Origin of the sequence: Ideonella paludis (genome assembly GCF_018069865.1) — a bacterium.
GTDB classification, from domain to species: Bacteria; Pseudomonadota; Gammaproteobacteria; order Burkholderiales; family Burkholderiaceae_C; genus Ideonella; species Ideonella paludis.
Genome location: NZ_JAGQDG010000001.1, coordinates 855,999 through 881,230, shown reverse-complemented (window position 1 = coordinate 881,230; position 25,232 = coordinate 855,999). Strand labels below are relative to the sequence as shown.

General features: G+C 64.9%; 20 protein-coding genes. 15 read left to right on the top strand and 5 right to left on the bottom strand.

The genetic code is table 11. The features are described 5' to 3' along the window. The first annotated feature begins 44 nt into the window (after positions 1-44). Together KAK11_RS04040 and KAK11_RS04035 are read left to right on the top strand one after the other, a co-directional pair. The gene (locus KAK11_RS04040) at positions 45-302 is read left to right on the top strand and encodes a PepSY domain-containing protein (protein ID WP_210806388.1); all 258 of its coding nucleotides are present in this window, start codon (positions 45-47) and stop codon (positions 300-302) included. A 15-nt stretch (positions 303-317) separates the two neighbouring features. Then, positions 318-893: a cytochrome b/b6 domain-containing protein gene (locus tag KAK11_RS04035; protein ID WP_210806386.1), complete on the top strand. Its 576-nt coding sequence runs from the start codon at positions 318-320 to the stop codon at positions 891-893. Here KAK11_RS04035 and KAK11_RS04030 read toward each other — a convergent pair. Then, on the bottom strand, positions 877-1,743 hold the full coding sequence (locus KAK11_RS04030; RefSeq protein WP_210806384.1) for a LysR family transcriptional regulator: 867 nt from the start codon (positions 1,741-1,743) through the stop codon (positions 877-879). The genes KAK11_RS04035 and KAK11_RS04030 overlap by 17 nt on opposite strands. Before the next feature lie 102 nt (positions 1,744-1,845). Between KAK11_RS04030 and KAK11_RS04025 the strand changes: the two genes are divergently transcribed. The 7 genes from KAK11_RS04025 (at position 1,846) to KAK11_RS03995 (ending at position 10,585) form a co-directional block, all read left to right on the top strand. Then, entirely contained in the window at positions 1,846-2,931 is a 1,086-nt protein-coding gene (locus KAK11_RS04025) for an agmatine deiminase family protein (RefSeq protein ID WP_210806382.1), read from the top strand. A 9-nt stretch (positions 2,932-2,940) separates the two neighbouring features. After that, positions 2,941-4,041, top strand: a complete 1,101-nt coding sequence (locus tag KAK11_RS04020) for an agmatine deiminase family protein (protein ID WP_210806380.1) — start codon at positions 2,941-2,943, stop codon at positions 4,039-4,041. A gap of 11 nt (positions 4,042-4,052) precedes the next feature. Continuing rightward, entirely contained in the window at positions 4,053-4,382 is a 330-nt protein-coding gene (locus tag KAK11_RS04015; RefSeq protein ID WP_210806377.1) for a hypothetical protein, read from the top strand. After that, the gene (locus tag KAK11_RS04010; RefSeq protein WP_246498264.1) at positions 4,383-5,567 is read left to right on the top strand and encodes an esterase/lipase family protein; all 1,185 of its coding nucleotides are present in this window, start codon (positions 4,383-4,385) and stop codon (positions 5,565-5,567) included. 35 nt (positions 5,568-5,602) lie between these two features. Next, complete coding sequence (gene recG, locus KAK11_RS04005) at positions 5,603-7,726, top strand: ATP-dependent DNA helicase RecG (protein ID WP_210806375.1); 2,124 nt, start codon at positions 5,603-5,605, stop codon at positions 7,724-7,726. A gap of 189 nt (positions 7,727-7,915) precedes the next feature. Next, on the top strand, positions 7,916-9,511 hold the full coding sequence (locus KAK11_RS04000; RefSeq protein WP_210806373.1) for a M4 family metallopeptidase: 1,596 nt from the start codon (positions 7,916-7,918) through the stop codon (positions 9,509-9,511). A 150-nt stretch (positions 9,512-9,661) separates the two neighbouring features. Then, the gene (locus KAK11_RS03995; RefSeq protein ID WP_210806371.1) at positions 9,662-10,585 is read left to right on the top strand and encodes a LysR substrate-binding domain-containing protein; all 924 of its coding nucleotides are present in this window, start codon (positions 9,662-9,664) and stop codon (positions 10,583-10,585) included. On the opposite strand, the gene KAK11_RS03990 is transcribed toward KAK11_RS03995, so the two are convergent. From KAK11_RS03990 to KAK11_RS03980, 3 genes are read right to left on the bottom strand one after another with little or no spacing between them, the layout of a single operon-like run. Next, positions 10,582-12,390: an ABC transporter substrate-binding protein gene (locus tag KAK11_RS03990; protein WP_210806369.1), complete on the bottom strand. Its 1,809-nt coding sequence runs from the start codon at positions 12,388-12,390 to the stop codon at positions 10,582-10,584. The two genes, KAK11_RS03995 and KAK11_RS03990, sit on opposite strands and share 4 nt — an antisense overlap. A 26-nt stretch (positions 12,391-12,416) precedes the next feature. Further along, positions 12,417-14,207, bottom strand: coding sequence for an ABC transporter substrate-binding protein (locus KAK11_RS03985; RefSeq protein WP_210806367.1), 1,791 nt, complete (start codon positions 14,205-14,207; stop codon positions 12,417-12,419). A 1-nt stretch (position 14,208) separates the two neighbouring features. Further along, entirely contained in the window at positions 14,209-16,047 is a 1,839-nt protein-coding gene (locus KAK11_RS03980) for an ABC transporter substrate-binding protein (protein WP_210806365.1), read from the bottom strand. A 398-nt stretch (positions 16,048-16,445) separates the two neighbouring features. Between KAK11_RS03980 and KAK11_RS03975 the strand changes: the two genes are divergently transcribed. The 6 genes from KAK11_RS03975 to KAK11_RS03950 are packed head-to-tail and all read left to right on the top strand — an operon-like array spanning position 16,446 to position 24,238. Then, on the top strand, positions 16,446-17,384 hold the full coding sequence (locus tag KAK11_RS03975) for an ABC transporter permease (protein ID WP_210806363.1): 939 nt from the start codon (positions 16,446-16,448) through the stop codon (positions 17,382-17,384). Beyond that, positions 17,381-18,469 carry an ABC transporter permease gene (locus tag KAK11_RS03970; protein WP_210806361.1) on the top strand — a complete coding sequence of 363 codons (1,089 nt, stop codon included), beginning with the start codon at positions 17,381-17,383 and terminating at the stop codon, positions 18,467-18,469. The genes KAK11_RS03975 and KAK11_RS03970 overlap by 4 nt, the downstream gene beginning before the upstream one ends. 5 nt (positions 18,470-18,474) lie before the next feature. Further along, positions 18,475-20,238 (top strand): ABC transporter ATP-binding protein, encoded by a 1,764-nt coding sequence (locus KAK11_RS03965; protein WP_210806359.1) that lies wholly within the window; start codon positions 18,475-18,477, stop codon positions 20,236-20,238. A gap of 13 nt (positions 20,239-20,251) precedes the next feature. Continuing rightward, a complete protein-coding gene (locus tag KAK11_RS03960) occupies positions 20,252-21,532 on the top strand; it encodes a solute carrier family 23 protein (protein ID WP_210806357.1) in 1,281 nt (426 codons plus the stop codon). Between the two features lie 49 nt (positions 21,533-21,581). Beyond that, positions 21,582-23,264, top strand: a complete 1,683-nt coding sequence (locus KAK11_RS03955; RefSeq protein ID WP_210806355.1) for a SulP family inorganic anion transporter — start codon at positions 21,582-21,584, stop codon at positions 23,262-23,264. Positions 23,265-23,269: 5 nt separating this feature from the next. Next, on the top strand, positions 23,270-24,238 hold the full coding sequence (locus KAK11_RS03950; RefSeq protein WP_210806353.1) for an RDD family protein: 969 nt from the start codon (positions 23,270-23,272) through the stop codon (positions 24,236-24,238). Positions 24,239-24,258: 20 nt separating this feature from the next. Here the strand turns inward: KAK11_RS03950 and KAK11_RS03945 are convergent, their stop codons facing one another. Beyond that, positions 24,259-25,227, bottom strand: a complete 969-nt coding sequence (locus KAK11_RS03945; RefSeq protein ID WP_210806351.1) for a class I SAM-dependent methyltransferase — start codon at positions 25,225-25,227, stop codon at positions 24,259-24,261. Positions 25,228-25,232: the final 5 nt, after the last annotated feature.

The following is a 25,232-nucleotide window of genomic DNA, read 5'->3' as shown; positions in this document are numbered from 1 at the left end:
CGAGATGGATGTCCCGTCCCGTCACCCCAAACCAGGAAGAGATCATGAAATCACTGTTCACTGCTGCCGCCCTGTGCCTCGCCGCCACCGCCACCTTCGCCGGCCCCACCTGCACCGCCCCTGAAGCCCAGTGGATGAAGGAAGCCGACTTCAAAGCCAAGCTGCAACAGCAGGGCTACGACATCAAGACCTTCAAGGTCAGCAAGGGCAAGTGCTACGAGATCTATGGCTTTGACAAGGCCGGCAAGAAGGTCGAGATCTACTTCGACCCCATCACCGCCGCCATCCTGGAACAGAAGTAAACCCAGCGGCCAGCGATGAACGCCACCCCGACCCTGCCTGCGGACCCCGAGGCGAGCCCGCCCGACAGCGGCCCCACGCCCGTCAAAGTGTGGGACCGCTTTGTGCGCGTCTTTCACTGGAGCTTGGTCAGCTGCGTGCTGTTGAACCAGTTCGTGCTGGAGGCGGGCGAGACCGCGCACACCTGGACGGGCTATCTGGCCAGTGCCCTGGTGCTGGCCCGCATCGTCTGGGGCTTCATCGGCAGCCGCCACGCCCGCTTTGCGGACTTCTTTCCCACCCCGGCTCGGCTGCGAGCCCATTGGCAGGCCTTGCGGGCGGGCGAGCCGCCGCGCCATCTGGGCCACAACCCCTTGGGCGCGCTGATGATGTTGGCGCTGATGGCCCTGGTGCTGGGCTTGGGGGTCACCGGCTTTCTGCAGGGCACCGACGCCTTCTGGGGCGAAGAGTGGCTGCAAGACCTGCATCAAGCCCTGGCCAACAGCCTCTTGGCCGCCGCGGGATTGCACGCCGCCGCCGCGCTGGTGATGGGCCAACGCGAACGCGTGGGCTTGGTCCGCGCGATGGTGACGGGCGTCAAGGAGTTTCGCTGAGCAGATGGGCCACCACCTGCTCGATCAAGGCTGAGCGCGGCTCTTGGGCCTGCGCAAGCCACAGCGAGCCATTGGGCAAAGGCGCAAAGCCTGGCCAGCATTGCAAACGCCCCTGCGCCAAGGCCTCGCTCGCCACCGCACGGGACAGCACGGCCACGCCAAGGCCGCGAAGCGCCGCATCCAGCAAGAGCCGGGCGTCATCAAACATGCCGCGTCGCGACCAACCCGCAAAGTGCTGCCGTAGGTGCGGCCCGACGGTGGCCGACATCGCATCGCCCTCCAGGCAGATGAAGCCTCCGGGCTGGGGGCTCTGCGCCAGCGCGGCGGCAAGGGCCGGCGTGCACACCGCCACCAAGGCATCGTCAAACAAGACTCGCTCCGTCAAACCCGCTTGCTGTAGCGGGCTGCGGCTGATGACCACATCGACATCCACCTGGTCCACATAGCGTGCCGTTTCATCCACCGAGACCACCGGGCAGAGGTTCGGAAGCTGCGCTTGCAGGCTGTGCAGGCGCGCCTGCAGCCAGCCCTGCGCAATGTCCGCCGGGCAGACGATGGTCAGCAGTTGAGCATCCAGATAGGTGTCCAATCGGCCGAGGCCTGAGCGAATGTGGTCCAGCGCCTTGCCCACGGTGTCGAGCAAGAACTCGCCCGCCATCGTCAGCTCCATGCCCCGTCCCACACGGCGGAACAAGGGCTGCCCCAGATGGGCTTCGAGCTGCGCGATCTGGTGGCTGACGGCCGATTGAGAGATGAACAAGGCTTCGGCAGCCCGGGTGACGTTGCCCAGGCGGGCCACCGCCTCAAAGCCTTGCAGCCAGCGCAGGGAAGGAATCGCGGAAGTGAACAAGGTATGAATTTTTTAGATTGAACAGGCCTGAATATGCCATTTCCGTTCAGGAAGTCCGCATGGCACGATGCCGACATGTTCATCCCACCACGTCCCCAGCCCATGACCAGACGCACCCTTGGCCAAGCCCTGCTGGCATTTGGCGCTGGATGGCTCGGTTCATCCAGCAGCGCCAAGCCTGCTGAGGGGCCTTGGCGTATGCCCGACGAGGCCGAGCCCCACCGCCGCACCTGGATGGCTTATGGGGCCAGCCGTCAGGTCTGGGGCAAGCGCCTGCTGCCGGTGGTGCAAGACAACCTCATCACGCTGGCCAACACCATCGCCCAGTTTGAGCCCGTCACGCTGCTGGTCAGGCCCGAAGAGCGGGCGAGCGTCGCGCCGCGTCTCAGGCCTCAGGTCAGTCTCTTGGAGGCTGGGCTGGATGACCTTTGGATCCGCGACACCGGCCCCGTGTTCGTGCAAGGGCCCCAAGGCCAGCGGGCCGGGGTGGACTTCAATTTCAATGGCTGGGGCGACAAGCAAGCCAACGCGCAAGACGCCTTGGTGGCGGAGCGTGTGTGCCAAAGCGCTGGGGTGCCCCGCCTAGACACCGAGTTGGTGTTGGAGGGCGGCGGCATTGAGGTGGACGGCCACGGCACGGCCATCATCACCGAGAGCTGCGTGCTCAACGCCAACCGCAACCCCGGCCTGAGCCGGCAAGACGTGGCCGACGAGTTGCAACGTTTGCTCGGCATTCGCCACATCATTTGGTTGCCTGGCATTGCGGGTGAGGACATCACCGACGGCCACACCGACTTCTATGCCCGCTTCAGTCGCCCCGGCGCTGTCTTGGCCCATCTCGACCCTGACCCGCAGTCTTACGACCATGCCGTCACGCGCGAGCATGCGGCCATCTTGCGGCGGGCCAAAGATGCCTCGGGCCAAAGCCTTCAGGTCAGCACCATCGAGGCGCCGACCAAAGTGCGCCCCGCTTTTGACAGCAATGACTTCACCGCCGGCTACATCAACTTCTATGTGTGCAACGGCGCGGTGATCACCCCCGAGTTCGGCGACCCCCGCGCCGATGCCCAGGCACAGCGCACCCTCGCAGCGCACTTCCCAGGTCGAAAGATCGTGGCCATCAACATTGATGGCATTGCCGCAGGCGGCGGTGGCATCCACTGCGCCACCCAACAAGAATCCCGTTAAGGAACTCCCATGACAGTATCGAGACGAGGCCTGCTGCAGGCCGGCTTGGCCCTGGGTGCTTGGCCCGCGTTGGCGGCCCAGGCAGCCCCGAGCAGCGCCTGGTTCATGCCCGACGAGCATGGGCCTCAAGCCAGTGTCACGGTGGCCTTTGGTGCCAAGCCCGCCATCTGGGGCGCATGGACGGCCGATGTGCAGAACGCAGTGGGGCGACTGGCCCGCGCCATGTCGGCCTTTCAGCCCGTCACGGTCTTGTGTCGCGCCTCTCAACTGGCGCTGGCCCAAGAGAAGTGCGGGCTGACCAACACGCGCTATGTCATCAGCCCGCTGGACGACATTTGGGTGCGTGACACGGGTGGCTTGATGGTGCGGCAGGCGCAAGCACAGAGCCTGGGCACGGTGGACCTGAACTTCAATGGCTGGGGCCGCAAGCAAACCCATCGGCAAGACGCTCAGGTGGCCAGCACCTTGAGTGCCGCCATCCAGAGCCACTGGATGCGCAGCGCCTTGGTGGGAGAAGGCGGCGGCATCGAGGTCGATGGCGCAGGCACCGCCATCCTCTGTGAGAGCAGTTGGGTCAACCCCAACCGCAACCCAGGTTGGAGCCGCGACGACATCGAGGCGGAACTGATGTGGCAACTCGGCCTGAGAAAAATCATTTGGCTGCCGGGCATCCGCGGCAAAGACATCACCGATGCCCATGTCGACTTCTATGCCCGCTTTGTGCGCCCTGGCGTGGTGATTGCCAACCTGGACAACGACCCCCAGTCCTATGACTATGCCCTCACCCGTACCCACCTGGACATCTTGCAAGCCGCCACCGACGCCGACGGACGCACGCTGCAAATCCACACCCTGCCACCGCCGCTGAAGCCCCGCCGAAACAAGTTCACCACCGGCAATCCAGACTTTGCGCCGGGCTATGTCAACTTCATCACCCTCAACGGCGCGGTGCTCTTGCCGGAGTTTGGTGACCGTGTGGCGGATCGCTATGCCCAAGACCTGCTGGCCAGCCTCTTTCCGGGCCGAGTGCTCGTGCCGCTGAACATCGATGCCATCGCGGGGGGTGGCGGCGGCATACACTGCGTCACCTTGCATGTGCCTGCGACCTGACGGAGAGACCCTTGGCGGACGAGACCCCCCACCACGACATCAAAGATTTTCGGCAACCGATGGTGACCTCGCTGGGCATCGTGCTGGGCTTTTTGCTCAACTTCCTGGGCCAATGGGCCATTGATGACCAACAAGAGCACCAAATCCAATCCATGGCCGACTGGATCATCGTGGTCACCTTTGTCAGCGCCATCCTGTTGATGCTGCATGTGCTCTATCGCCTGCTCAACAACCGTTATGACGCCGCGACAGCGGGGGTCTACTACCACCAGACTTTTCAGCGCTATATGGTGGCCATCTGCCTGTCTTTTGCGGGAGTGGCCCTTGCGCTGCTCTTGTAATTGACACGGCGCCGCTGGCCCCTGCGGGCGGCCGACCTGCGCGGCGCAGCCCGCCTGCTCACCCAGGCCACCACCCGCGTGACCGACGTGGTCGAGGGCATGCATGCGCGCATCAGCCCTTGGCCGGAACACCCCGCGACACCGGGCCAAACCCAAGGCCTGACACGGCTGATCTACCGCTCAGTGCGCAGCGTAGCTCGCTTTGTCGGCGGCGGTGTCGAGGCGCTGCTGCACCTGCTGCCCGAGGGTGAGGCCCAAGCCCCAAATAGCCCGCAGCGCGATGCCTTGATCGCCGCCCTGAATGGCGTGCTCGGTGACCATCTGCAGGCCAGCCAAAACCCACTGGCCACCCCGATGCAGTGGCGCATGGACGGCCAGACCTTGCCCTCAGAGCCCGCCCTTCTACAGCGCACCTTGAGGGATAAAGGGTGCACCTCCAAGGTGTTGGTATTGGTGCACGGCCTGTGCATGCATGACGGCCAATGGCGGCACACAGGCCACGACCACGGTGCTGCGCTGGCGCAAGCCCTGGGCTTCACGCCCGTCTACCTGCGCTACAACACCGGACTGCCCATTGCCCACAACGGCGCCGATCTGGCCCAGCAGTTGGAGGCTTTGCTGGCGGCATGGCCACACGCCGTCGAGCGCCTGGTGCTGCTGGGTCACAGCATGGGCGGGCTGGTGCTGCGCAGCGCCTTGCACGCGGGGCCACCAGCGCAGCAGCGCTGGGTGAAGGCCTGCAGCGACCTGATCTGCCTGGGCAGCCCGCACCACGGCGCGCCCCTGGAGAAGGCCGGCCACGGCCTGGACCTGCTCCTGGCGCAAACACCCTACACCGCCCCGCTGGCTCAAGTGGGCCAGTGGCGCAGTGCGGGCATCATGGACCTGCGCCACGGCACCGTGCTGCGCCCGCCTGCGCACCTGCCCTTGCCCACGGGCCTGCGCTGCCATGCGGTGGCCGCCTGCCTGAGCGGCGCTCCCCGCGCAGGCAAGCCGGCACGCCTGGCCGAGCGGCTGCTGGGCGACGGCCTGGTGCCGCTGGACAGCGCCTTGGGCTGGCACCGCCGCAGCGCGCAACGCCTGGCCTTTGAGCCTGAGCGCTGCCTGACCGTCTGGAACACCGGGCACTTGGACTTGCTCCACTCGGCTCAAGTCAGCCAGCAAATGATTCAGTGGTTAAGATGAATTGAGCTGGGTTTTCATCCAGCATAATCGCCGCCATGCCCCGCGCGTCCACGCCACCGGCCTCTGCCCCAGCCGCCCCCCCCGCAGCAGCGCCAGCGCGCACGCTGTCGGCCCCGGCCAAGGCCTTGCAGAAGCTGGGGCTGACGCACCCCGTGGCCCTGGCCCTGCACCTGCCGCTGCGCTATGAAGATGAAACCCGCCTGACCCCGCTGGCAGACGTGCACGCCGGCGACACGGCCCAGGTCGAAGGCACGGTGCGCGAGTGCAAAGTCGAGCTGCGGCCGCGCCGCCAACTGGTGGTGAGGTTGCTGGATGAGGCCGGCGACGAGCTGGTGCTGCGCTTTGTGAATTTCTACCCTTCGCACCAAAAGAGCTTGGCGGTGGGGCAGGTGGTGCGCGTGCGTGGCGAAGTGCGGCACGGGTTCTTCGGCCGCGAGATGGTGCACCCCACCTTCAAAGCCGTGGTGCCCGGCGCGCCGCTGGCCGAGACGCTGACGCCGGTCTACCCAGCTTCGGCCCAGTTGCCGCAAAGCTATTTGCGCAAGGCCGTGGCGGCGGGCTTACAGCGGGCGAATTTGCACGAGGTCATCCCGCCCGAGCTGGTGCCTCCGGGCTTGCCGCTGCTGCGCGACGCGCTGCAGGTGCTGCACCACCCGCCGCCGCGCACGGCGCTGGCAGCACTGGAAGAGCGCACCCACCCCGCCTGGCAGCGGCTCAAGTTTGAGGAGCTGCTGGCCCAGCAGCTCTCACAGTGGCAGGCCCGGCTGGAGCGCGCCGCACGCCGCGCGCCGCAACTGCTCGACAAGCCGCAGGCCGAGCAGGCTCACAGCTTGAGCCAGCGCCTCTTGACCGTGCTGCCCTTTGGCCTGACCGCCGCGCAGCAGCGGGTGGTGGCCGAGATCAGCGCCGACCTGGGCCGCGCCCAGCCCATGCACCGCCTGCTGCAAGGCGATGTGGGGGCGGGCAAAACCGTGGTCGCTGCGCTGGCCGCCACCGTGGCCATGGGCGCGGGCTGGCAGTGCGCGCTGATGGCCCCCACCGAAATCTTGGCCGAGCAGCACTTTGCCAAGCTGGTGCAATGGCTGGAGCCCCTGGGCATCAGCGTGGCCTGGCTCAGCGGCAGCCGCAAAGGCAAGGTGCGCCAAGCCCACTTAGATGCGATTGCCAGCGGCCAGGCGCTGCTGGTGGTGGGCACGCATGCGGTCATTCAAGCAGACGTCAAGTTCGCGCGCTTAGGCCTGGCCATCGTGGATGAGCAGCACCGCTTTGGCGTGGCCCAGCGCTTGGCCTTGCGCCAGCACCTGTCCGCCCCCGCCCCAGATGATGCCGGCGTGCTGGAACCCCACTTGCTGATGATGACGGCCACACCCATTCCGCGCACCCTGGCCATGACCCACTTCGCCGACTTGGACGTCAGCACCATTGATGAGCTGCCCCCTGGCCGCACGCCCATCTTGACCAAGGTGTTCACCGATGCGCGGCGCGACGATGTGGTGGCGCGGGTGGCCGAAGAGATCGAGCGCGGCCGCCAGGCCTACTGGGTCTGCCCGCTGATTGAAGAGTCCGAAACCCTGGACCTGCAAAACGCCCAAGCCACCCACGAGGCCTTGGCCGCCGCCCTGCCCCAAGTCACCGTGGGCCTGCTGCATGGGCGCATGCCCGCGGCCGAGAAGGCCGCGGTGATGGCCGAGTTCAAAGAAGGCCGCATGGGGCTGCTCGTGGCCACCACGGTGATCGAAGTGGGCGTGGATGTGCCCAACGCCAGCCTGATGGTGATCGAGCACGCCGAGCGCTTTGGCTTGGCGCAGTTGCACCAGCTGCGCGGCCGCGTCGGGCGGGGGGCGGCCGCCAGCGTGTGCGTGCTGCTGCACACGCCGCCGCTGTCGGTGTCGGGCAAGGCGCGGCTCAAGGCCATGATCGAGACCACCGACGGCTTTGAGATCGCCCGGCGCGACCTGGAGATCCGCGGCCCCGGCGAGTTTCTCGGCGAGCGCCAGTCGGGGGACGCCCTGCTGCGCTTTGCCGACTTGCACGAAGACCAGGCCCTGGTGCAGCGCGCCCAGGCCGCTGCCAAGCTGATGTGGGAGCGCCACCCCCACGCCGCCATGGCGCAGGTGCGGCGCTGGCACGGCGGCCACCTGGATTACCTGCAGGCCTGAAGCGATACCTCCCCGGCATTCCTGCACATCTTGTTGCATCAGCTAGGGAAGAGCATTCCCTTCCCACGGGCGGGGGAGTGTGCAGGAGCGTCGCCTTATCGATACTGGGGTCACTGGGTGCCGCATGCGCTCAGAACGCCATAAACCCGCTGTCGCCACTTTCTGGCACAGCCCAATAAGGACTGCCCCATGACCCCCCATTTCACCGTCAAGCCCCTGGCGCTGGCCACCCTGGCATTGAGCGTTACCGCTGCTTTGGCCGCCCCGCCGCAAGCGGACCACCCCGCGGTGCAACGCGCGCTGAACCATTTGCAGGCCGAGAATGCCCGCAGCCTCGCCGGCGCTGGGCACGACTACAGCCCCCGTGACTTGATCGTGGATGCCGATGGCAGCGAGCATGTGCGCTTTGCCCGCCGCTACCAAGATCTGCCGGTGATTGGGGGCGATGTGGTGGTGCACAGCCGTGCTTCGGGCACCTTGCGCAAGCTCTCGCAAACGCTGCGCGCTGCCCCCCAGCTGGGCACCGCTGCCACCTTGGACAGCGAGCAAGCCGTGGTGGCGGCGCGCGCCGCCTTCGGGGGCGAGGTGCAGTTGCCACCGCAGGCTCAATTGGCCGTCTATGCGCGCGGCCTCAAGCCACGCCTGGCTTATGACGTGAGCGTGAGTGGCACCTTGGCCAATGGCGCGCCCAGCCGCAGCCACATCGTGGTCGACGCCCACAGCGGCCGCGTGCTGGACCGCTGGGATGACCTGCACACCGCCGCCGCCGTGGGCACCGGCAAGAGCCTGTACGTGGGCACGGTCACGCTGAATACAGACAGCCTGAGCACCGGCGGTTTTGCCCTGCGGGATACCACCCGCGGCAACCACGAAACCCATGACCTCAAGGGCAAAGACGCCTACTTCGGCAACCCCAAGAGCCAAGTCATGAAGGATGCCGACAACGCCTGGGGCACAGGGGTGCAAGGCAATAAGTCGCAGAGCGACGGTGTGGATGCGGCCTACGGCTTCGCCACCACCTGGGACTTCTACAAGACCCGTTTTGGCCGCAGTGGCATTGCCGACGACGGGCGCGGCGGCAAATCGCGCGTCCACGCCAGCAACTGGGGCGGCGCGCTCTACAACGCCTTCTGGGATGACGGCTGCTTCTGCATGACCTACACCAACCAAGCCGGTGCAGGCAACGGCGCCTTGGTGTCTTTGGATGTGGCGGGGCATGAAATGACCCACGGTGTGACCAGCAACACGGCCGGCCTGATCTATTCAGGAGAGTCGGGCGGGCTGAACGAAGCCACCTCGGACATCATGGGCGCCATGGTCGAGCGCTTTGCCAACAATGCCAGCGACCCGGCGGACTACCTGATCGGTGAGGAGCCGCTCAACGGCAGCCCCTTCCGCAACATGATTCAGCCCAGTGTCGACGGCAGCTCGGCCGATTGCTATTACAGCGGCGTCGGCAACATCGATGTGCACTACTCGTCGGGCGTGGCCAACCACATGTTCTACATCTTGGCTGAGGGCAGCCGCCCCGCTGGCGGCCCCGCCTCGCCGACCTGCCAAGCCTCGGACACCCGCGTCGCGACCGGCAGCGCCACCGTGACCGGTATCGGCCACTTGGACGCCACGGCCATCTACTACCGGGCCTTGACGGTCTACATGACCAGCAACACCAACTTTGCACAGGCGCGTGCCGCGATGATCAGCGCATCGAGCGACTTGTTCGGCGCCAGCTCCGCTCAGACCCAAGGGGTCAAAGCGGCTTGGAGCGCCGTGAACGTGAACTGAGCCTGATCGAGACAGGCCCCGAGCTTGCGGCTCGGGGCCCGTAGCGCTTTGGCGCCCCACACGGCCTCATTGATCTCGTGTGAACAGCCCCTAGAGGATCAGCTCCACAGCGATTCGAGTTCAGCGCAAATCCCTGCACAATCCCATGTCATGACCCTGACTGAGTTACGTTACATCGTCGCCGTGGCCCGCGAGCGCCACTTTGGCCGAGCTGCCGAAGCCTGCTTTGTCTCCCAGCCCACCTTGTCGGTGGCCATCAAAAAGCTCGAAGAAGAGCTGGACGTGAAGATCTTCGAGCGTGGCGGCAATGAAGTCAGCGCTACCCCCTTGGGTGAGGACATCGTGCGCCAAGCCCAACAGGTCATCGAAATGGCCCAGGGTATCCGCGAGATCGCCAAGCGCGGCAAAGACCCGCTCTCCGGTCCGCTGCGCTTAGGGCTGATCTACACCATCGGCCCCTATCTGCTGCCCGACTTGGTGCGCAACACCATTGCGCGCACGCCGCAAATGCCCTTGATGCTGCAAGAGCAGTTCACCGTGCGTCTGCTGGACATGCTGCGCTTGGGCGAGTTGGACTGCGCCATCATGGCCGAGCCCTTTCCGGATGCCGGCTTGGCCGTGGCGCCGCTCTATGACGAGCCCTTCATGGTGGCCGTGCCCAAGACCCACCCCTTGGCCAAGATGAAGCGCATCAGCGCCGAGCGGCTCAAGCAAGAGACCATGCTCCTGCTGGGCACGGGCCATTGCTTCCGCGACCAAGTGCTGGAGGTCTGCCCCGAGTTTGCGCGCTTCTCCAGCGACGCCGAGGGCATCAAAAAGAGCTTTGAGGGCTCCTCGCTGGAGACCATCAAACACATGGTCGCCGCCGGCATGGGCCTGACCGTGGTGCCCCAGCTCTCCGTGCCCGCTGAAGCCCAGACGCATGTGGTCTACATCCCCTTTGAAGACCCGGTGCCCACCCGCCGCGTGGTGCTGGCCTGGCGCCGCAGTTTCACGCGCTACGAAGCCATTGCCGCGCTGCGCAACGCCGTCTATGCCTGCAAGCTGCCGGGGGTCACGCGGCTGAGTGACTAGGTCCTGTCAGCGGCCTTGGGCTCGATGTCGACGTAGTGCCAGAACTGCCGCCCAAAGGCGGGGCGGCGATATCCCACCAAGTGCCGATGGGTCAGGTCGTTGGCGATGCGGTGCACCGTGTACTTGTGCGGCGCGTAGGCCAGCACCAGCTTTTGGGCCTGCCGCAGCAGGGCCAAGCGCTCAGGGCCATCGGGCAAGGCCTGCATGCGGCGGCAGACCTCGTCATAGGCGTCCAGCTTGAAACGCGCCAAGTTCTGCGCCCCCGAGGACGGGCCAAACAGAATGTCCAAGGCATCCTGCACATCGGGGTTGGTGGCCGTGTAAGCCAGCAGCCAAATCTGCAGCTTGCCCGCCCGGGCCGCTTTGAGCTGCTCGGGCCATTTGCCCAGCTTGATATCGACACGGATGCCCAGCGCATCCATGTTCTTTTTCCAGACCTCGTCCATGGAGCGTGAAATCGCATCGGGCTGGCTCGCGTACTCCAGCACCAGGGGCGAGCCATCGGGCTGCTCGCGCCAGCCGTCGCCGTCGCGGTCGGTCCAACCATAGAGGTCGAGCAAGGCCTTGGCGCGGGCCAAGTCGTAGTCGCTGTTCTCGGTTTTGAGCTTGGGGTCATAGCCCCAGGTGTAGGGGGCCACCATGGTCTGCGCCGGGATGGCTTGGTCGCGCCGCACCAAGCGGATCTCTGCAGCCAGGTCAGTGGCCAGGCCAATGGCGCGGCGCAGCGCCACCCTTTCAGGGGTATAGCCGCCCACCACCGGGTCTTCCATATTGAAGTAATACAGCACCCGATCAGGCAGCAGTTGGCGCCCCAGACGAACGCCCTGTTTGGCCAAATTGGGCGCCAGCCGGCCCTGCGGCACGGCCACCGAAGAAAACTCCAAGGGCACGGCCACCAAATCAAACTGTCGATTCAAGAAGGCCAACCAGCGTGGTTGGGATTCCTCGATGATCGAAACCTCTACGCGGTCGATGATGGGCAGACGCCGGCCCTTGAGCTGCTTCAGCCAAGCTTGGCCTTCCTCATCATCGGCGTTGGGCTCAGCGTCAAAGTAGGCCTCCCGATAATCAGGGTTACGCTCCAAGACGATCAAGGAGCCCCGCCGCCAGATCACCAGCTTGAACGGACCGGTGCCCACCGGATGGGCCATGATGTTGTCGCCGTAATGCTCGACCACCTCGCGCGCGACCGCACCGTAGATATCACCGGCCGCCAGGTAATAGAGGAAGCGCGGCCGCGGGGCTGCCAGCTTGATGCGCAAGGTGTGGCTGTCCAAGGCCTGCAGGCCTTCCACCGGAGCGTCATAGTCAAACCGCTGGCTCTTGAGTGCCGCTTCGCGCAGGGCCTCCAAGCCCAGAATCCCCGCTTCCCGCAAAGTCGGGAAGTTCGGGCTCTTGGTCTTGGGGTCGTAATAGCGCTTGAAGGCGTAGACGAAGTCCTGCGCCACCACCTCGCGCCGCTGGCCTTTAAAGGCGGCGTCTTGGGCAAAAAAGACGCCGCGCTTGAGCCGAATGGTCCAGGTGCGAAAGTCCTCGGAGACTTCAGGCATGCCGTCAGCCAAACAAGGCTTGACCTTGTAGGGACGCGCCAAGTAGTCGTACTGGTAGAGGCCTTCAAAAATGTGGTCGGTGACCGTGCGTGAGTAGGTGTCTGAGACCTGCACCGGGTCAAAGCCCGTCTCGGCCACCGGAAAGGCATAGCGCAAGACTTTGGGGCCCGGCTTGGCTTGCGCCAAGGCCTCTGACAAGCCAGGGCCGACAAGGGCTGAGCCCAGGGCCAGCCCAGAAAATGTACGTCTATCCATAGCGCGTCTGCGGGTGAACCAAAGGGTCAGGACTCGACGTCCACGTAGTGCCAAAACTCTTGCCAGAACACGGGGCGGCGATAGCCCGTGACGCCTTTGTGGAAGAGGTCGGCCCGCACCGAGTGATAGCGGATCTTGTAGGGCATCCACACCGTGCCGATGCGAAAGGCTTCCACAAACAGCTTGTCGCGCTCTGGTCCATCGGGCATTTCAGAGAGCTTGGTGTAGATCGCATCCATCTCCGGCCGCTTGAAGCGGGCCAGGTTCTGCCCACCCACCTGGCTGCCGTCATAGCGCTGCAAAGAGCCCTGGCTGTCGGGAGAGGCCGATTGCCCACCCACCTGCCAGACTTGAAAGTTACCGGCTCGGGCGGCCTTCAGCAACTCGGGCCATTTGCCGGTTTTGAACTCCACCTTCAAGCCAATGGCCTTCATGTCCTTGAGCCAAATCTCTGAACGCTGACGGCCACGCTGGTCGTCCTCCATGCTCCAGTTCAAGACCAAGGGTTGGCCGTTAGGCTGCTCACGCCAGCCGTCCCCATTGCGGTCCACATAGCCGTACATCTCCAGCAGGGCCTTGGCCTTGGTGGGGTTGTACTCGCTCATGGCCGAGCGGAACTGAGGGTCGTAAGAGGTGGTCTGCGGTGCGACCGAGGCCTGGGCGATCACCGCCTGGCCATGTTGGGTCAGGCGAATCTCGCGCTCCACATCCATGCCCAGCGCAATGGCGCGGCGCAGCGCCACGCGCTCCGGCGTGTAGCCGCCCACCACCTCATCCTCCAGGTTGAACATGGTGTAGGCGTTGTCGGGCATCAAGACGCGCTGGCCCCTCACGCCCCGCTTCTGGAGGTGCGGTGCAATCTGGCCATTGGGCATAGCCTGGCTGATGAACTCCGGTGGCACCTCTTGAATGAGGTTGTGTTCTTCGTTCAAGAAGGACAGCCAGCGCGGCTGACTCTCTTGAATGATGGACAGCTCGACGCGGTCGATCATGGGCAGGCGCCGGCCTTTGAACTTGGCCAGCATGGCCTGGCCTTCCGCGTCATCGGGCGCGGGCTCGGCGTCGTAGAAGTGCTCGCGGTACTCGGGGTTGCGCTCCAGCACGATCAGGGACGCACGCCGCCATTCGGTCAGCTTGAAAGGGCCGGTGCCGACGGGGTGTTTATCGATGTCCGCGCCGTAGTGCTCGACCACCTCACGGGCCACCGCACCGAACAAGTCACTGGCGGCCAAAAACTCAATGAAGCGCGGACGCGGCTGCGCCATGCGGTATTCAATGGTGGTCTTGTCCAGCGCCCGCACGCCCGGGATGGGCGTGTCGTAGTCAAAGGCGGTCTTCTGGTCCATGGCCTTTTGGCGCAGCTCGGCCAAGCCCAGGAACTTGAAGCTGTCGATGAAACCCCAGACCGGGCTGACGTTCTTGGGGTCCGCAAAGCGCTTCATCGCATAGACCAAGTCCTCGGCCACCACCTCGCGGCGCTGCCCTTTGAAGGCCGCATCGCTGGGGAAGTAGATGCCCGAGCGCAGCTTGACGCGCCAGACCCGATAGCCCTCGTCATGCTCCGGCATGCCCGCGGCCAGCAAGGGCTTGAACTTCACCGGCCGCGCGAGGTGGTCGTAGGTGTAGAGCGATTCAAAAATATGGGCGGTGATGGTGCGCGAATAAATGTCCGAGGCCTTGACCGGGTCTAGGGTGGACTCCGGGGCCCTGAAGGCATAGCGCAAGACCTTCTTCTTGGCTGCGGCAGCAGGCTGCGCCCACAGCGGGCCGGTGACAGCCGAGCCCAGGGCTAAGCCCGAAAACGTACGGCGGTCCATCTCACTTCCCCAGCGCTTGGCGGCGCTTTTCCAGGTCAATGTCTATCCACTTCCAGCTCTCGCGCAAGAAGACGTTACGGTGGTAGCCAATGACCCAGGGCTGAGAGAGGTCCGAAAAGATGCGATGGACGTGCAGCTTGTAGGGCGCATAGGCCACCATCAGGCGTTGGGCCTGGGTCATGGCGGCCATGCGCTCGGGACCGTTGGGCAAGGTCTTTTGCAGCGCATAGAGGCGGTTGAACTCGGGCAGGTCAAAGCGCGACTTATTGGCCTGACCCTTACTCTTGCCATCGCCCAACGCCAAGAAGGTATCGCCATCGGGCACGCCCGCGCTCCAGCCCACGCCCCACATCTGCAGCTTGCCCGCATTGGCGGCCTTCAGGTTCTCCGGCCATTTGGCGGGGGTGAAGCGGGTCTTGATGCCCAGCCGGTTCATGTTCTTCTTCCACAGCTCGGCCAATTGGCGCGAGAGCTGATCGGGCTGAGTCGCAATGTTCAACTCCAGCGCAGATCCATCCGGAAGATCACGCCATCCGTCACCGTTCTTGTCGACATAGCCGGCCATCTCCAGCAAGGCTTTGGCGCGTGCTGGGTCATAGTCACTCATCTCCGACTTGAAATCCTTCTGGAAGCCCCAGGTGCCCGGTGCGATGGGGCCCTGTGAGGCCACCGCCTGGCCCTTGCGCACCAAGCGGATCTCGGTGTCCAAGTCCACGCCCAGCGAGATCGCGCGGCGCAGCGCCACTTTGTCGGGCTCGTAGCCGCCCACCACCGGGTCTTCCATATTGAAGTAGGTGACGGCGACATCGGCGCGCGGGTAGCGCACCATCTGGATGCCCTTTTTCTGCAGGTTAGGCGCCAGTTGGTTGTTGGGCAACACCATGGTGGCGAACTCGGCCGGCACCTCCTCCAGGATGTCATGCTCGCCATTCAAAAAGGCCAGCCAGCGCGGCTGGTTTTCTTCAATGATGGCAATCTCCACGCGGTCGATCAGCGGCAGGCGTTTGCCCTTGAGTTTGGCCACTGCCGCCTCGGCTTGCGCGTCGCCCGCCGGGGCTTCTTCACTGTAGAACTCTTCGCGGTAATGGGGGTTTTTGACCAGCTCGATGCGGGATGAGCGCCGCCACTGGCCCAGCATGAAGGGCCCGGTGCCCACCGGGTGCTCCATGGCTTTGAGGCCATGCGCCTCAATGACCTCGCGGGCCACAGCACCCCAGGTGGAGCCATCGGTGAACTGCTCGACCAAGCGCGGCATGGGCTCGGCTGTTTTGACCTGGAAGGTGTATTTGTCGATGACCTTCAGACCCTCGACCTCACGGTCGTAGTCGAAAGGCTTTTTGGCGGCCATCAGCTCTTTGCGCAGCTCGGAGAGGCCCAGGATCTTGAAGTTCTCCAGGATGTAGAGGTTGGTGCTCTTCCACATCGGGTCGTAGTGGCGCTTCCAGCTATAGACATAGTCCGCAGCCACCAGCTCGCGCTTCACGCCCTTGAACTCTGGGGCGGGCGCAAAGTAAATGCCAGGTTTGACCTTGAAGGTGAAGGTCTTGTAGTCGGCGCTGACCGTGGGCATCTCCGACAAGGTGTTGAGCCGATAGCGGAAGGGGCGGGCCAAGAACTCCCATTGCAGCGGCGCATCAAAAATGCTGGCGGCCACCGTGCGGGAATACAGGTCGGAGATCTGCACCGGGTCGAAGCCGGTTTCGGCGATGCGGAAGGAATAACGCAAGACCTTCTCGTCGGGGCTGCCCTTCGCAGGTGCCGCCTCGGGCCCTGCCCAGGCCCAACCACTCAAACCACAGAGGCCAACCACAACGGTGGCCGCAGACAGAAGACGCTTCACGGTAGTGCTTTCAAGTGCAAGAGATGCCGACAAGCTGCTTTGTGAGCAGCCCGTGGGCGCAGGCGTGCGCGCATGTCGTGGGCGCGCACCATGCCAAAAGTGGATGCGAAAGCGCGCAGTCTACTTGCCAGCCGGCGCCGCGCCCACCCCGCGAAACCCCAGCCACGCCAAGGCCACTCCCGTCTGAGCCCCCCTGATGTCAGGGGTCGCCCCTTTGGCCGGCCCTTAAGACGCGGGCAGACCCTGTTCTGCCCATCGTCTTCTTAGGGATTCAGGGCAAACGCCGGGGAGATTGGCACAGCAATTGCACTAGACTCGCGCCTGTTTCTCAAGCCCTGTGAGCCACAAGCTGCCAGGGCTTGCTGTTTGTTGAACTTCCGAGAACCGGAGCCTCTGGCATGGCGGCCTACCTGATACGACGCCTGTGGCAAATGATTCCCACTTTGTTGGGCGTCATCCTGCTGGTGTTTTTCCTCTTCAAGTACTTTGGCGGCGACCCTGCCGAAATCTTAGGGGGCTTGAACGCCTCCAAAGAACAGGTGGACGCCATACGCGATCAACTCGGCTTGAACAAGCCGGTGATTGAGCAGCTTTGGATCTTCATCAAGCAGATCGTCACCTTCGATTGGGGCCGCAGCTGGGCCACCAATGAAGCAGTGAGCGACATCTTTGCCAAGCGCCTGCCCGCCACGCTGACGGTGATGGTGCCCATCTTGGTGCTGGATGCGCTGCTGGCCATTCCGCTGGCCTTGGGTGTGGCCTATGTGCGCGGCTCGCTGACCGACCGCAGCATCATGATCATCTCCACGGTGGCGCTGTCCATCTCTTTCTTGGTCTACGTGATCGTGGGCCAGTATGTGTTTGCCTTCCAGTTGGGATGGTTCCCGGTGCAAGGCTGGAGTGACAGCTTCTGGACCAACCTGGCCGTCTACAGCCCACTGCCGATTTTGTTGGCCGTGATGGTGGGCCTGGCCCCGCAGACCCGGCTCTACCGCACCTTCTTCTTGGATGAGATCGGGCACGACTATGTGCGCACCGCCCGCGCCAAGGGCATGACCGAGCAAACCGTGCTGCTCAAGCACGTGCTGCGCAACGCGATGATCCCCATCCTCACCAATATCGGCACTTCGCTGCCGGGTATTTTTGTGGGCTCTTTCCTGATTGAGGTCTTCTTCTCCATCCCCGGCCTGGGCCGCGAGGTGTTGGGCGCCGTGAACCGCAGTGACTACCCCGTCATTCAAGCCGTCACGGTGTATCTGGCGGTCATCACCATGGTGGTGAACCTGCTCACCGACGTTCTCTACAAGCTGGTCGACCCACGGGTGGTGCTGAAATGAGCGCAACAACAACAGTCAACACACAAACGGGCGCGGGCGGCATCGTCGGCGCTGGTGCCTCGCAAGGGGTGTGGGGCGCCGCCTGGAAGCGCTTCAAGACCGACAAGGTCGGCCTCACCTCGCTGGTCATCGTTGCCGCGTTCTTGCTGCTGGTCATTGCGGCCATGAGTGGCTTGGTGGCCAAGCATTGGCAGCAAGAAGTGGGCGTGCCCAATGCGCCACCCACCTTCATGGGCCCGGCGGCCAAAGAGCAAGTGGCTGCCATCGCCGCGCCTACAGGCCCGAATGTGGACCTCTCCGACATCGACCCGCTGGCCCCGCGCTACAAAGAGTGGGAAGAGCGGGCCAAGCAGTTCAAGACGGTGGACACCGTCAAGGCCGAGACCCTGCCCTTTGGCGCCGACCGCCTGGGCCGCGATGTGCTGGACAAGGCCATCAAGGGCGCCGAAGTCTCCATCATGGCCGGTGTGCTGGCCGCGCTGATGGCCACCGTGATCGGCACCCTGCTGGGCGCTTTGAGCGGCTTTTTTGGCGGCAAGGTGGGCGACTTCTTGGAGTGGGTCTACAACGTCTTCACCGCCATTCCCGGCATCTTGCTGATCTTCACCTTTGCCGCGGTGCTGAACCGCGCCGATGCCATCATCCCCAAGGGCATCTGGACGATTGTGATCATCCTGGGCCTGACCACCTGGACCGGCATTTACCGCCTGGTGCGCGCCGAGTTCATGAAGCACCGCAGCCGCGACTATGTGCGCTCGGCCGAGGCGATTGGCGCCAGCAACAGCTCGCGCATGTTCCGCCACATCCTGCCCAACATCAGCCACGTGATCTTGGTTCAGTTGTCCCTGCATGTGGTCAGCGCCATCAAGGCCGAAGTCATCCTGAGCTACCTGGGCCTGGGCGTGGCGGTGGACCAGGTCTCCTGGGGCACCATGCTGGCGGAGGCCCAAAGTGAATTGATCCTGGGCCACTGGTGGCAGTTGGCTGCGGCCACCGCCTTCATGGCCGTGTTCGTGACGGCGTTCTCGCTGTTCACCGACGCCCTGCGCGATGCGCTGGACCCCAAGCTGCGCGGATTGGAGTGAGTCCCATGTTGCTGAGTATCAAAGACCTGAAGGTCACCTTCCGCATGGGCGCCGTGGGTGGCGTGATGCAACGCTCGCTGGCCGTGGGCCGCGAGGTCAATGGCCAACAAGTAGGCGTCAGCTTTGACGTGCCCGAGAACACCACGGTCGCCCTGGTGGGCGAGTCGGGCTCGGGCAAGAGCGTGACGGCCATGTCCATCCTGAACCTGCTGCCCAGCAATGCCGAGCGGCATGGCGCCATCAGCTTCCAGGGCCGGGACCTGCTGGCCGCCTCGCTGCCAGAGCTGCAGAGCATTCGCGGCAAAGAGATCGCCTGCGTCTTCCAAGACCCGATGACCTCGCTCAACCCGGTCTTTACCGTGGGCCAGCAGTTGTGCGAGCCGCTGATCAAGCACATGGGCATGAGCCCCCGCCAGGCCTGGGCCCGCGCTGAAGAGCTGCTGGCCGAGGTGGGCATGCCCGAGCCCAAGCGCCGTCTGAATGCCTATCCGCACGAGATGTCGGGCGGCCAGCAACAGCGGGTGATGATTGCGATGGCGCTGTCTTGCTCGCCCAAGCTCTTGATCGCCGACGAACCCACGACGGCGCTGGACGTGACCATTCAACGCCAGATCATGGAGTTGATGGCCAAGCTCAAAGACACCCACCACATGAGCATGCTGTTCATCAGCCATGACTTGGGCGTGGTGGGCGAGATCTCTGACCGCGTGGTGGTGATGCGCCACGGCCTGATCCGCGAGCAAGGCCCGGTCAGCCAAATCTTCCAAGCCCCGCAAGACCCCTACACCAAGGCCTTGTTGGCCTGCCGCCCCAGCCTCACCGAGAACCCGGCGCGGCTGATGGTGATCGACGACCACATCGCCGCCCAAGCCGCCGCCGAGCGCGGCGAGCAGCGGGTAGAGGCGGTGGCCAAAGCCAAAGATCCGAACGCCCCGGTGGTGATTGAAGCCACCGCGCTGACCAAGAGCTTCTGGCTCAAGAGTGGCGTGTTTGGCCGCAAGGAGTTCAAGGCCGTGGGCCGTGAAGGCCGTGGCGTGAGCTTCAAGCTGCGCAAGGGCCACACCCTGGGTGTGGTGGGCGAGTCCGGCTCGGGCAAAACCACCATGGGCTTGGCGCTGCTGCGCCTGCATGAGCCCAACGGCGGCCCCACCGGCGGGCAGGCCGTCTTCCATGGTGCTGAGGGCGCCACCGACTTGATGACCTTGAGCAAGCAAGGCTGGCTGCCCATGCGGCGGCGCATCCAGGTGGTCTTCCAAAACCCCTATGCCTCGCTCAACCCGCGCTTCACCATTGGCCAAACGCTGCTGGAGCCTATGCAGATCCACGGCATTGGCGCCAACGACGCCGAGCGCGAAGAGCGTGCCAAAGCCCTGCTGGTCAAGGTGGGGCTGGACCCCTCCGTGATGCAGAAGTACCCGCACGAGTTCTCCGGCGGCCAGCGCCAGCGCGTGGCGATTGCCCGCTGCCTGACACTCAACCCCGAGGTGCTGGTGCTGGACGAAGCTGTGAGCGCGCTCGATGTGTCGGTGCAAGCCCAGGTGCTGAACCTGCTCAAAGACCTGCAAGACGAACTCGGCTTGGCCTATATCTTCATCAGCCACGACTTGGCCGTGGTGCGCTTCATCTCTGACGAAGTGCTGGTGATGAAGGATGGCGAGGTGGTGGAACAAGCCAGCGCCGAAGAGATCCTGCACCACCCCAAGCAAGACTACACCCGCCGCCTGATCGGCGCGGTGCCCAAGGGCTGGCGCGAAGGCGCTGCCGCATAACAAGGAGTTGAGGATGGGACTGTTGACATCGTGGCGCGAAGTGACGGCCGAGCCTGGCCGCGTGGTGGCCCCTGACGAGCGCCTGCCCTGGCCGCAAACTGCTGCCATGGGCGTGCAGCATGTCATCGCCATGTTTGGCGCGACGGTGTTGGCCCCCCTCTTGATGGGCTTCAACCCCAACATCGCCATCCTGATGTCGGGCATTGGCACCCTGCTCTTCTTTGTGGTGGTGGGAGGCCGGGTGCCCAGCTATCTGGGCTCCAGCTTTGCCTTCATCGGCGTGGTGATTGCGGCCAGCGGCTATGCCGGCCAAGGGCCTAACCCCAACTTGGGCGTAGCGCTGGGCGGCATCATCGCCTGCGGCGCGGCGGTGGCCGCGATCGGCCTGCTGGTGCAAGCCATCGGAACCCGTTGGATTGAGTCGCTGATGCCGCCGGTGGTGACCGGCGCGGTGGTGGCCGTGATCGGCCTGAACCTGGCCCAAGTGCCCATCAAGAACATGGCCCCGACCGACTTTGACAAGTGGATGCAGGCCATCACCTTTTTGTGTGTGGGCCTGGTGGCCGTGCGCACCAGCGGCATGACACAGCGCTTGCTGATTTTGGTGGGCCTGATCGCCGCCAGCCTGATCTATGCGCTGCTGACCAACGGCCTGGGGCTGGGCAAACCGATTGACTTGACGACGCTGGCCAGCGCCGACTGGTTTGGCCTGCCTCAGTTTGCCGCCCCGGTGTTCGATGCCAAGGCCATGCTCTTGATCGCGCCCGTGGCCATCATTCTGGTGGCCGAAAACCTGGGCCACGTGAAGGCCGTCTCCGCCATGACCGGCCAAGACCTGGACAAGTACATGGGCCGCGCCTTTGTGGGCGATGGCCTGGCCACCATGGTCTCGGGCAGTGCCGGCGGCACGGGCGTGACCACCTATGCCGAGAACATCGGCGTGATGGCCGCCACCAAGATCTACTCCACCGCCATGTTTGTGGTGGCGGGCTTGATCGCCATCCTGCTGGGCTTCTCGCCCAAGTTCGGCGCGCTGATCCAGACCATTCCGCTGGCCGTGATGGGCGGCATCTCCATCGTGGTCTTTGGCCTGATCGCCGTGGCCGGGGCCAAGATCTGGGTCGAGAACAAGGTGGATTTTTCCGACAACCGCAACCTCATCGTCGCGGCCGTCACCCTCATCTTGGGCACCGGCGACTTCACCCTGAAGTTCGGCGACTTCGCGCTGGGTGGCATCGGCACCGCCACCTTTGGGGCGATCTTGCTGCATGCGGTGTTGAAGAAGAGCCGCTGATTTTCGCGAGGGCCCGGAGGAGGCGCTTCACTCGCCGCACAATTGCCGGGTGCCCTCCGCCGCTTCCGCCCACCCCACTTGGCGCGACGACCTGCTCGCCGCCGCCATCATCACCCTGCTGTTGATCCCGCAGAGCTTGGCCTACGCCATGCTGGCGGGGCTGCCGCCCTCGGTGGGGCTGGCGGCCAGCGTGCTCCCCGCCTTGGCTTATGCAGCCTTGGGCTCCAGCCCTGTCACGGTGATGGGGCCCGGCGGTGTGCTGTCGCTGATGTGCGCGCAGGCCCTGGGCCATGTGATGAGCGTGGCCCCCGAGGGCACCTCGGTCAGTGCTGCCGCCTTGGTCTTGGCCGCCGAGATGGGGGCACTCTTGCTGCTGGGCGCGGTGCTGCGCCTGGACACCCTGGTGGCACTGCTCTCGGTGCCCGTGCTGCATGGCTTCATGACTGGGGCGGCCTTGACCATTGTGGTGACCCAACTGCCCGTGCTGGCCGGCGCCAGCAGTGGCGGCGTCAGCCTGATGACGGTGGCCACACAGTGGTGGGGCGCCGCTCGGCCCTGGCACGCCGTCAGCATGGCCTTTGGCCTGGGCGCACTGGGCCTGCTCTTCCTGCTGCGTGAGCATGCAACGGCGTGGCTGCGACAGCACCTGGGCTGCACCACGGCCCAGGCCGGCTTGATCGTGAAAGCGGCTCCCTTGGCCGTGATGGTGGTCGCGTTGCTGATTCAGATGGGCTTGTCCAGCCCGGGTGTGGCGGTGGTGGGCACACTGCCCGCTTTGCACCTCAGCCTGGGCTGGCCCGAAGTGCCGGCCCCACTGTGGCGCGTGATGCTGCCCAGTGCGGCTTTGCTGGCCCTGATGGCCGCCGTGGAGAACCTGGCCGTGGCGGGCAGCTTGGCCGCCCGCCGCAAAGAAACCATCATCCCCCGGCGTGAGCTGGCGGGCCTGGGCGCCGCCAATTTGGTGGCGGCCTGCAGCGGCGGCATGCCCGTGGCGGGCGGCCTTTCGCGCAGCGCCGTGGCCTTTGACGCGGGCGCACGCAGCCGCTGGGTGGGCGTGATGGTGGCCTTGTTGATGGCACTGGCCGCCACCTTGCTGGCGGAGCCCCTGGCCAGTTTGCCGCGCGCGGTGCTGGCCGCCACCATCGTCATCGCCGCCTCGTCCATGCTGGACCTGGCCCCGTTTCGCCAAGCCTGGCGCTTCTCGCGCGAGGAGTTTTGGGTGATGGTGGGGGCAGCGGGTTTGACCTTGCTCGCCAGCATGGAGCTGGCCTTGTCGGTGGGCGTGGCGCTCTCGGTGGCCCTGCTCTTGCAGCGCACCACCGACCCGCATGTCGCCCGCATCGGCCGCGTGCCCGGCACCGAGCACTACCGCAATATTGAGCGCCACGAGGTCGACGAAACCCCCGGCGTGGTGGCGCTGCGCATTGACGAGAGCCTGCTGTTCACCAACGCGCGCGGCCTGACTGAGCTGGTGATGGCCCATGTCGATGAGCACACCCGCCGCGTGGTGCTGCAAATGAGCCCGGTCAACACCATCGACTTCAGCGGCCTGACCGCCCTGGCCGCCCTGGACACCGCCCTGCACGACCGCGGCGCCCGCCTCGACCTGGCCGAGGTCAAAGGCCCGGTGATGGACCGCTTGGCCGCCGTGGGCTGGAGCCAGCAGGCGCATGGAAAAATCTATCTGAGTTTGCATCAGGCGGTAGATATAAGAATCAACGACGAGGAGTGAGGACGATGACAAACGCAGAACAACCTGCACCGGAGGCACCCGGTTTTGCGGGCTTTTGGCGGCGCTTGGCCGCCTGGGTGTTGGATTTTTTAGCGCTGGGCCTGGTGGGCTGGGTGCTCGGGCTGCTCATCGCCAATGCGCTGACCGCCATGGGGCCGTGGGGGCGCGTCTTTGGCTTCCTGGTGGCCTGCCAGTACTTTGCTTTCTTCGACAGCCATTGGGGCCAGGGCCAAAGCCTGGGCAAGCGCATCATGGGCATCCGTGTGCTGAGCAGCTCGGGCCAGTTGCTCACGCCCTGGCAGGCGGGCTTGCGCTTTGTGCCCGTCGGGCTGCCTTGGTTCTTGAATGGCGCCGCCTTTCCGCCCAGTCTGCTGAGCTCCTGGCTCATCTATCCCTTGACCGCCTTGATGCTGGGCCTCGCCCTGAGCCAGCTCTATCTGGCGGTCTTTAACCGTCCCAGCCGGCAGTTGGTGCACGATGTATGGCTGTCCACCGTGGTGGTGCCTGCAGTTCAACGAGAAGCACCGCGCAGCCAGCCCCTGACGAAGCTTTCGCTCTCGATGTGCGCCTTGCTCTGTGTGGCCTCAGGCCTCGCGCCCTGGGGCATTCAGCGGTGGGCGAGCCTGCAAGGTGCAGACCTGGCAGCGATTCAGCCCGTGCAAGAAGCCGTGATGGCACAGCCCGGCGTGACGCACGCCCAGGTGGGCATTGGCGAGGGCTTCACGCAAAGCAGCCAGACGGAGCGGCGCCAGTGGCGCTACCTGTCGGTGAAGGCGGCCTCCCGCACACCCGATGTCGGCACGCCGGCCCGCCTGCAAGCCATTGCGCAAGCCGCCTTGCAAGCCTTCCCGGAAGGTCAACAAAAGGATGTGCTGAATGTGCGGCTCTGCCATGGCTACGACATCGGCATCGCGACGAGCGAGCACTGCGAGCAGCGCAATGCCTCGCCTGCGGAGTGGCTGGCCGGGTCTTGAGTTGGCGGCGCCATCAGGCCTCACGCTGAGGTGGCGCTGGCCCGCATCCTCAAGAACAGGTTAACGCCCTCGGGCTCGGCCTCGACGTGGCTGTTGGTGACACCGGCTTGCGCGGCCAGGGCGCGGAGCTGCTCTGGGCTGCGGTGAATCAGCAGCCAGTCGCCCCAGGCTTGGTAGGCCATGCTAGGGTTGTCGGCGCTGAAGTTGCCCACCACGACTTCACCATCGGGCTGGGCCAGGCTGATGAACTTGCGCATCAGGCGCACAAAGAGCGGGTCTGAGAAGTAGTCCAAAAGGCCGGCGCTCCACACCAAGTCAAAGCGCTCAGGCAACACGAGGCGCAAGGCATTGCCACGGACAAAGCGCACTTGGTCGGGCCAAGCGTCGCACAGCCGCCGGGCATGGGCGATGGCCTGCTCATCGAGGTCCACGCAGGTGATGTGCACGTCGAGCTCGGGGCATTCAGCCAGCAGCTCGGCCACATCGCGGCATGGGCCGCTGGCCACATTCAGCACCTTCAAGGGGCGGCCCCCTTTCGCCTGGGCGGCGGACTGGACCAAGGCCTTGAAGTAAGCCTTGCGGTTGCGCACCGCCTTGGCCGCAGCTTGGGTGTGGAAAAAATCGTCCCAGGCACGCAAGTGGGGGTTGGGGCTGCACGCCTGCTGGTAGATGTCGTCGATGAGCTGAAAGTCCCCGGCATAGCCATAGGGCTTGAGCCAACTGCGGCCTTGCAGCGTGCCCAGGCCCATGGCCGCGCCCACGGAATGACGCAGGGCGTGCAGGGTCTCCGCGCTCAAGTCACCCGCGAGGTGGGCCTCGTGCACTTGCTGCATCAGGTTCTCCAGCATCGGGTATTGCTCGGGGGTGGGCCCGCCGGCCTGGGCCAGCGCCGCCAAGGTCTGCTGCCAGCGCAGGGCTGGCGCGTCAGCGGTCAACGCATGGGGCTGGTCGATATCGGCCAATAACTCTAGGGCTTCGAGAGGGGGCATCGGGC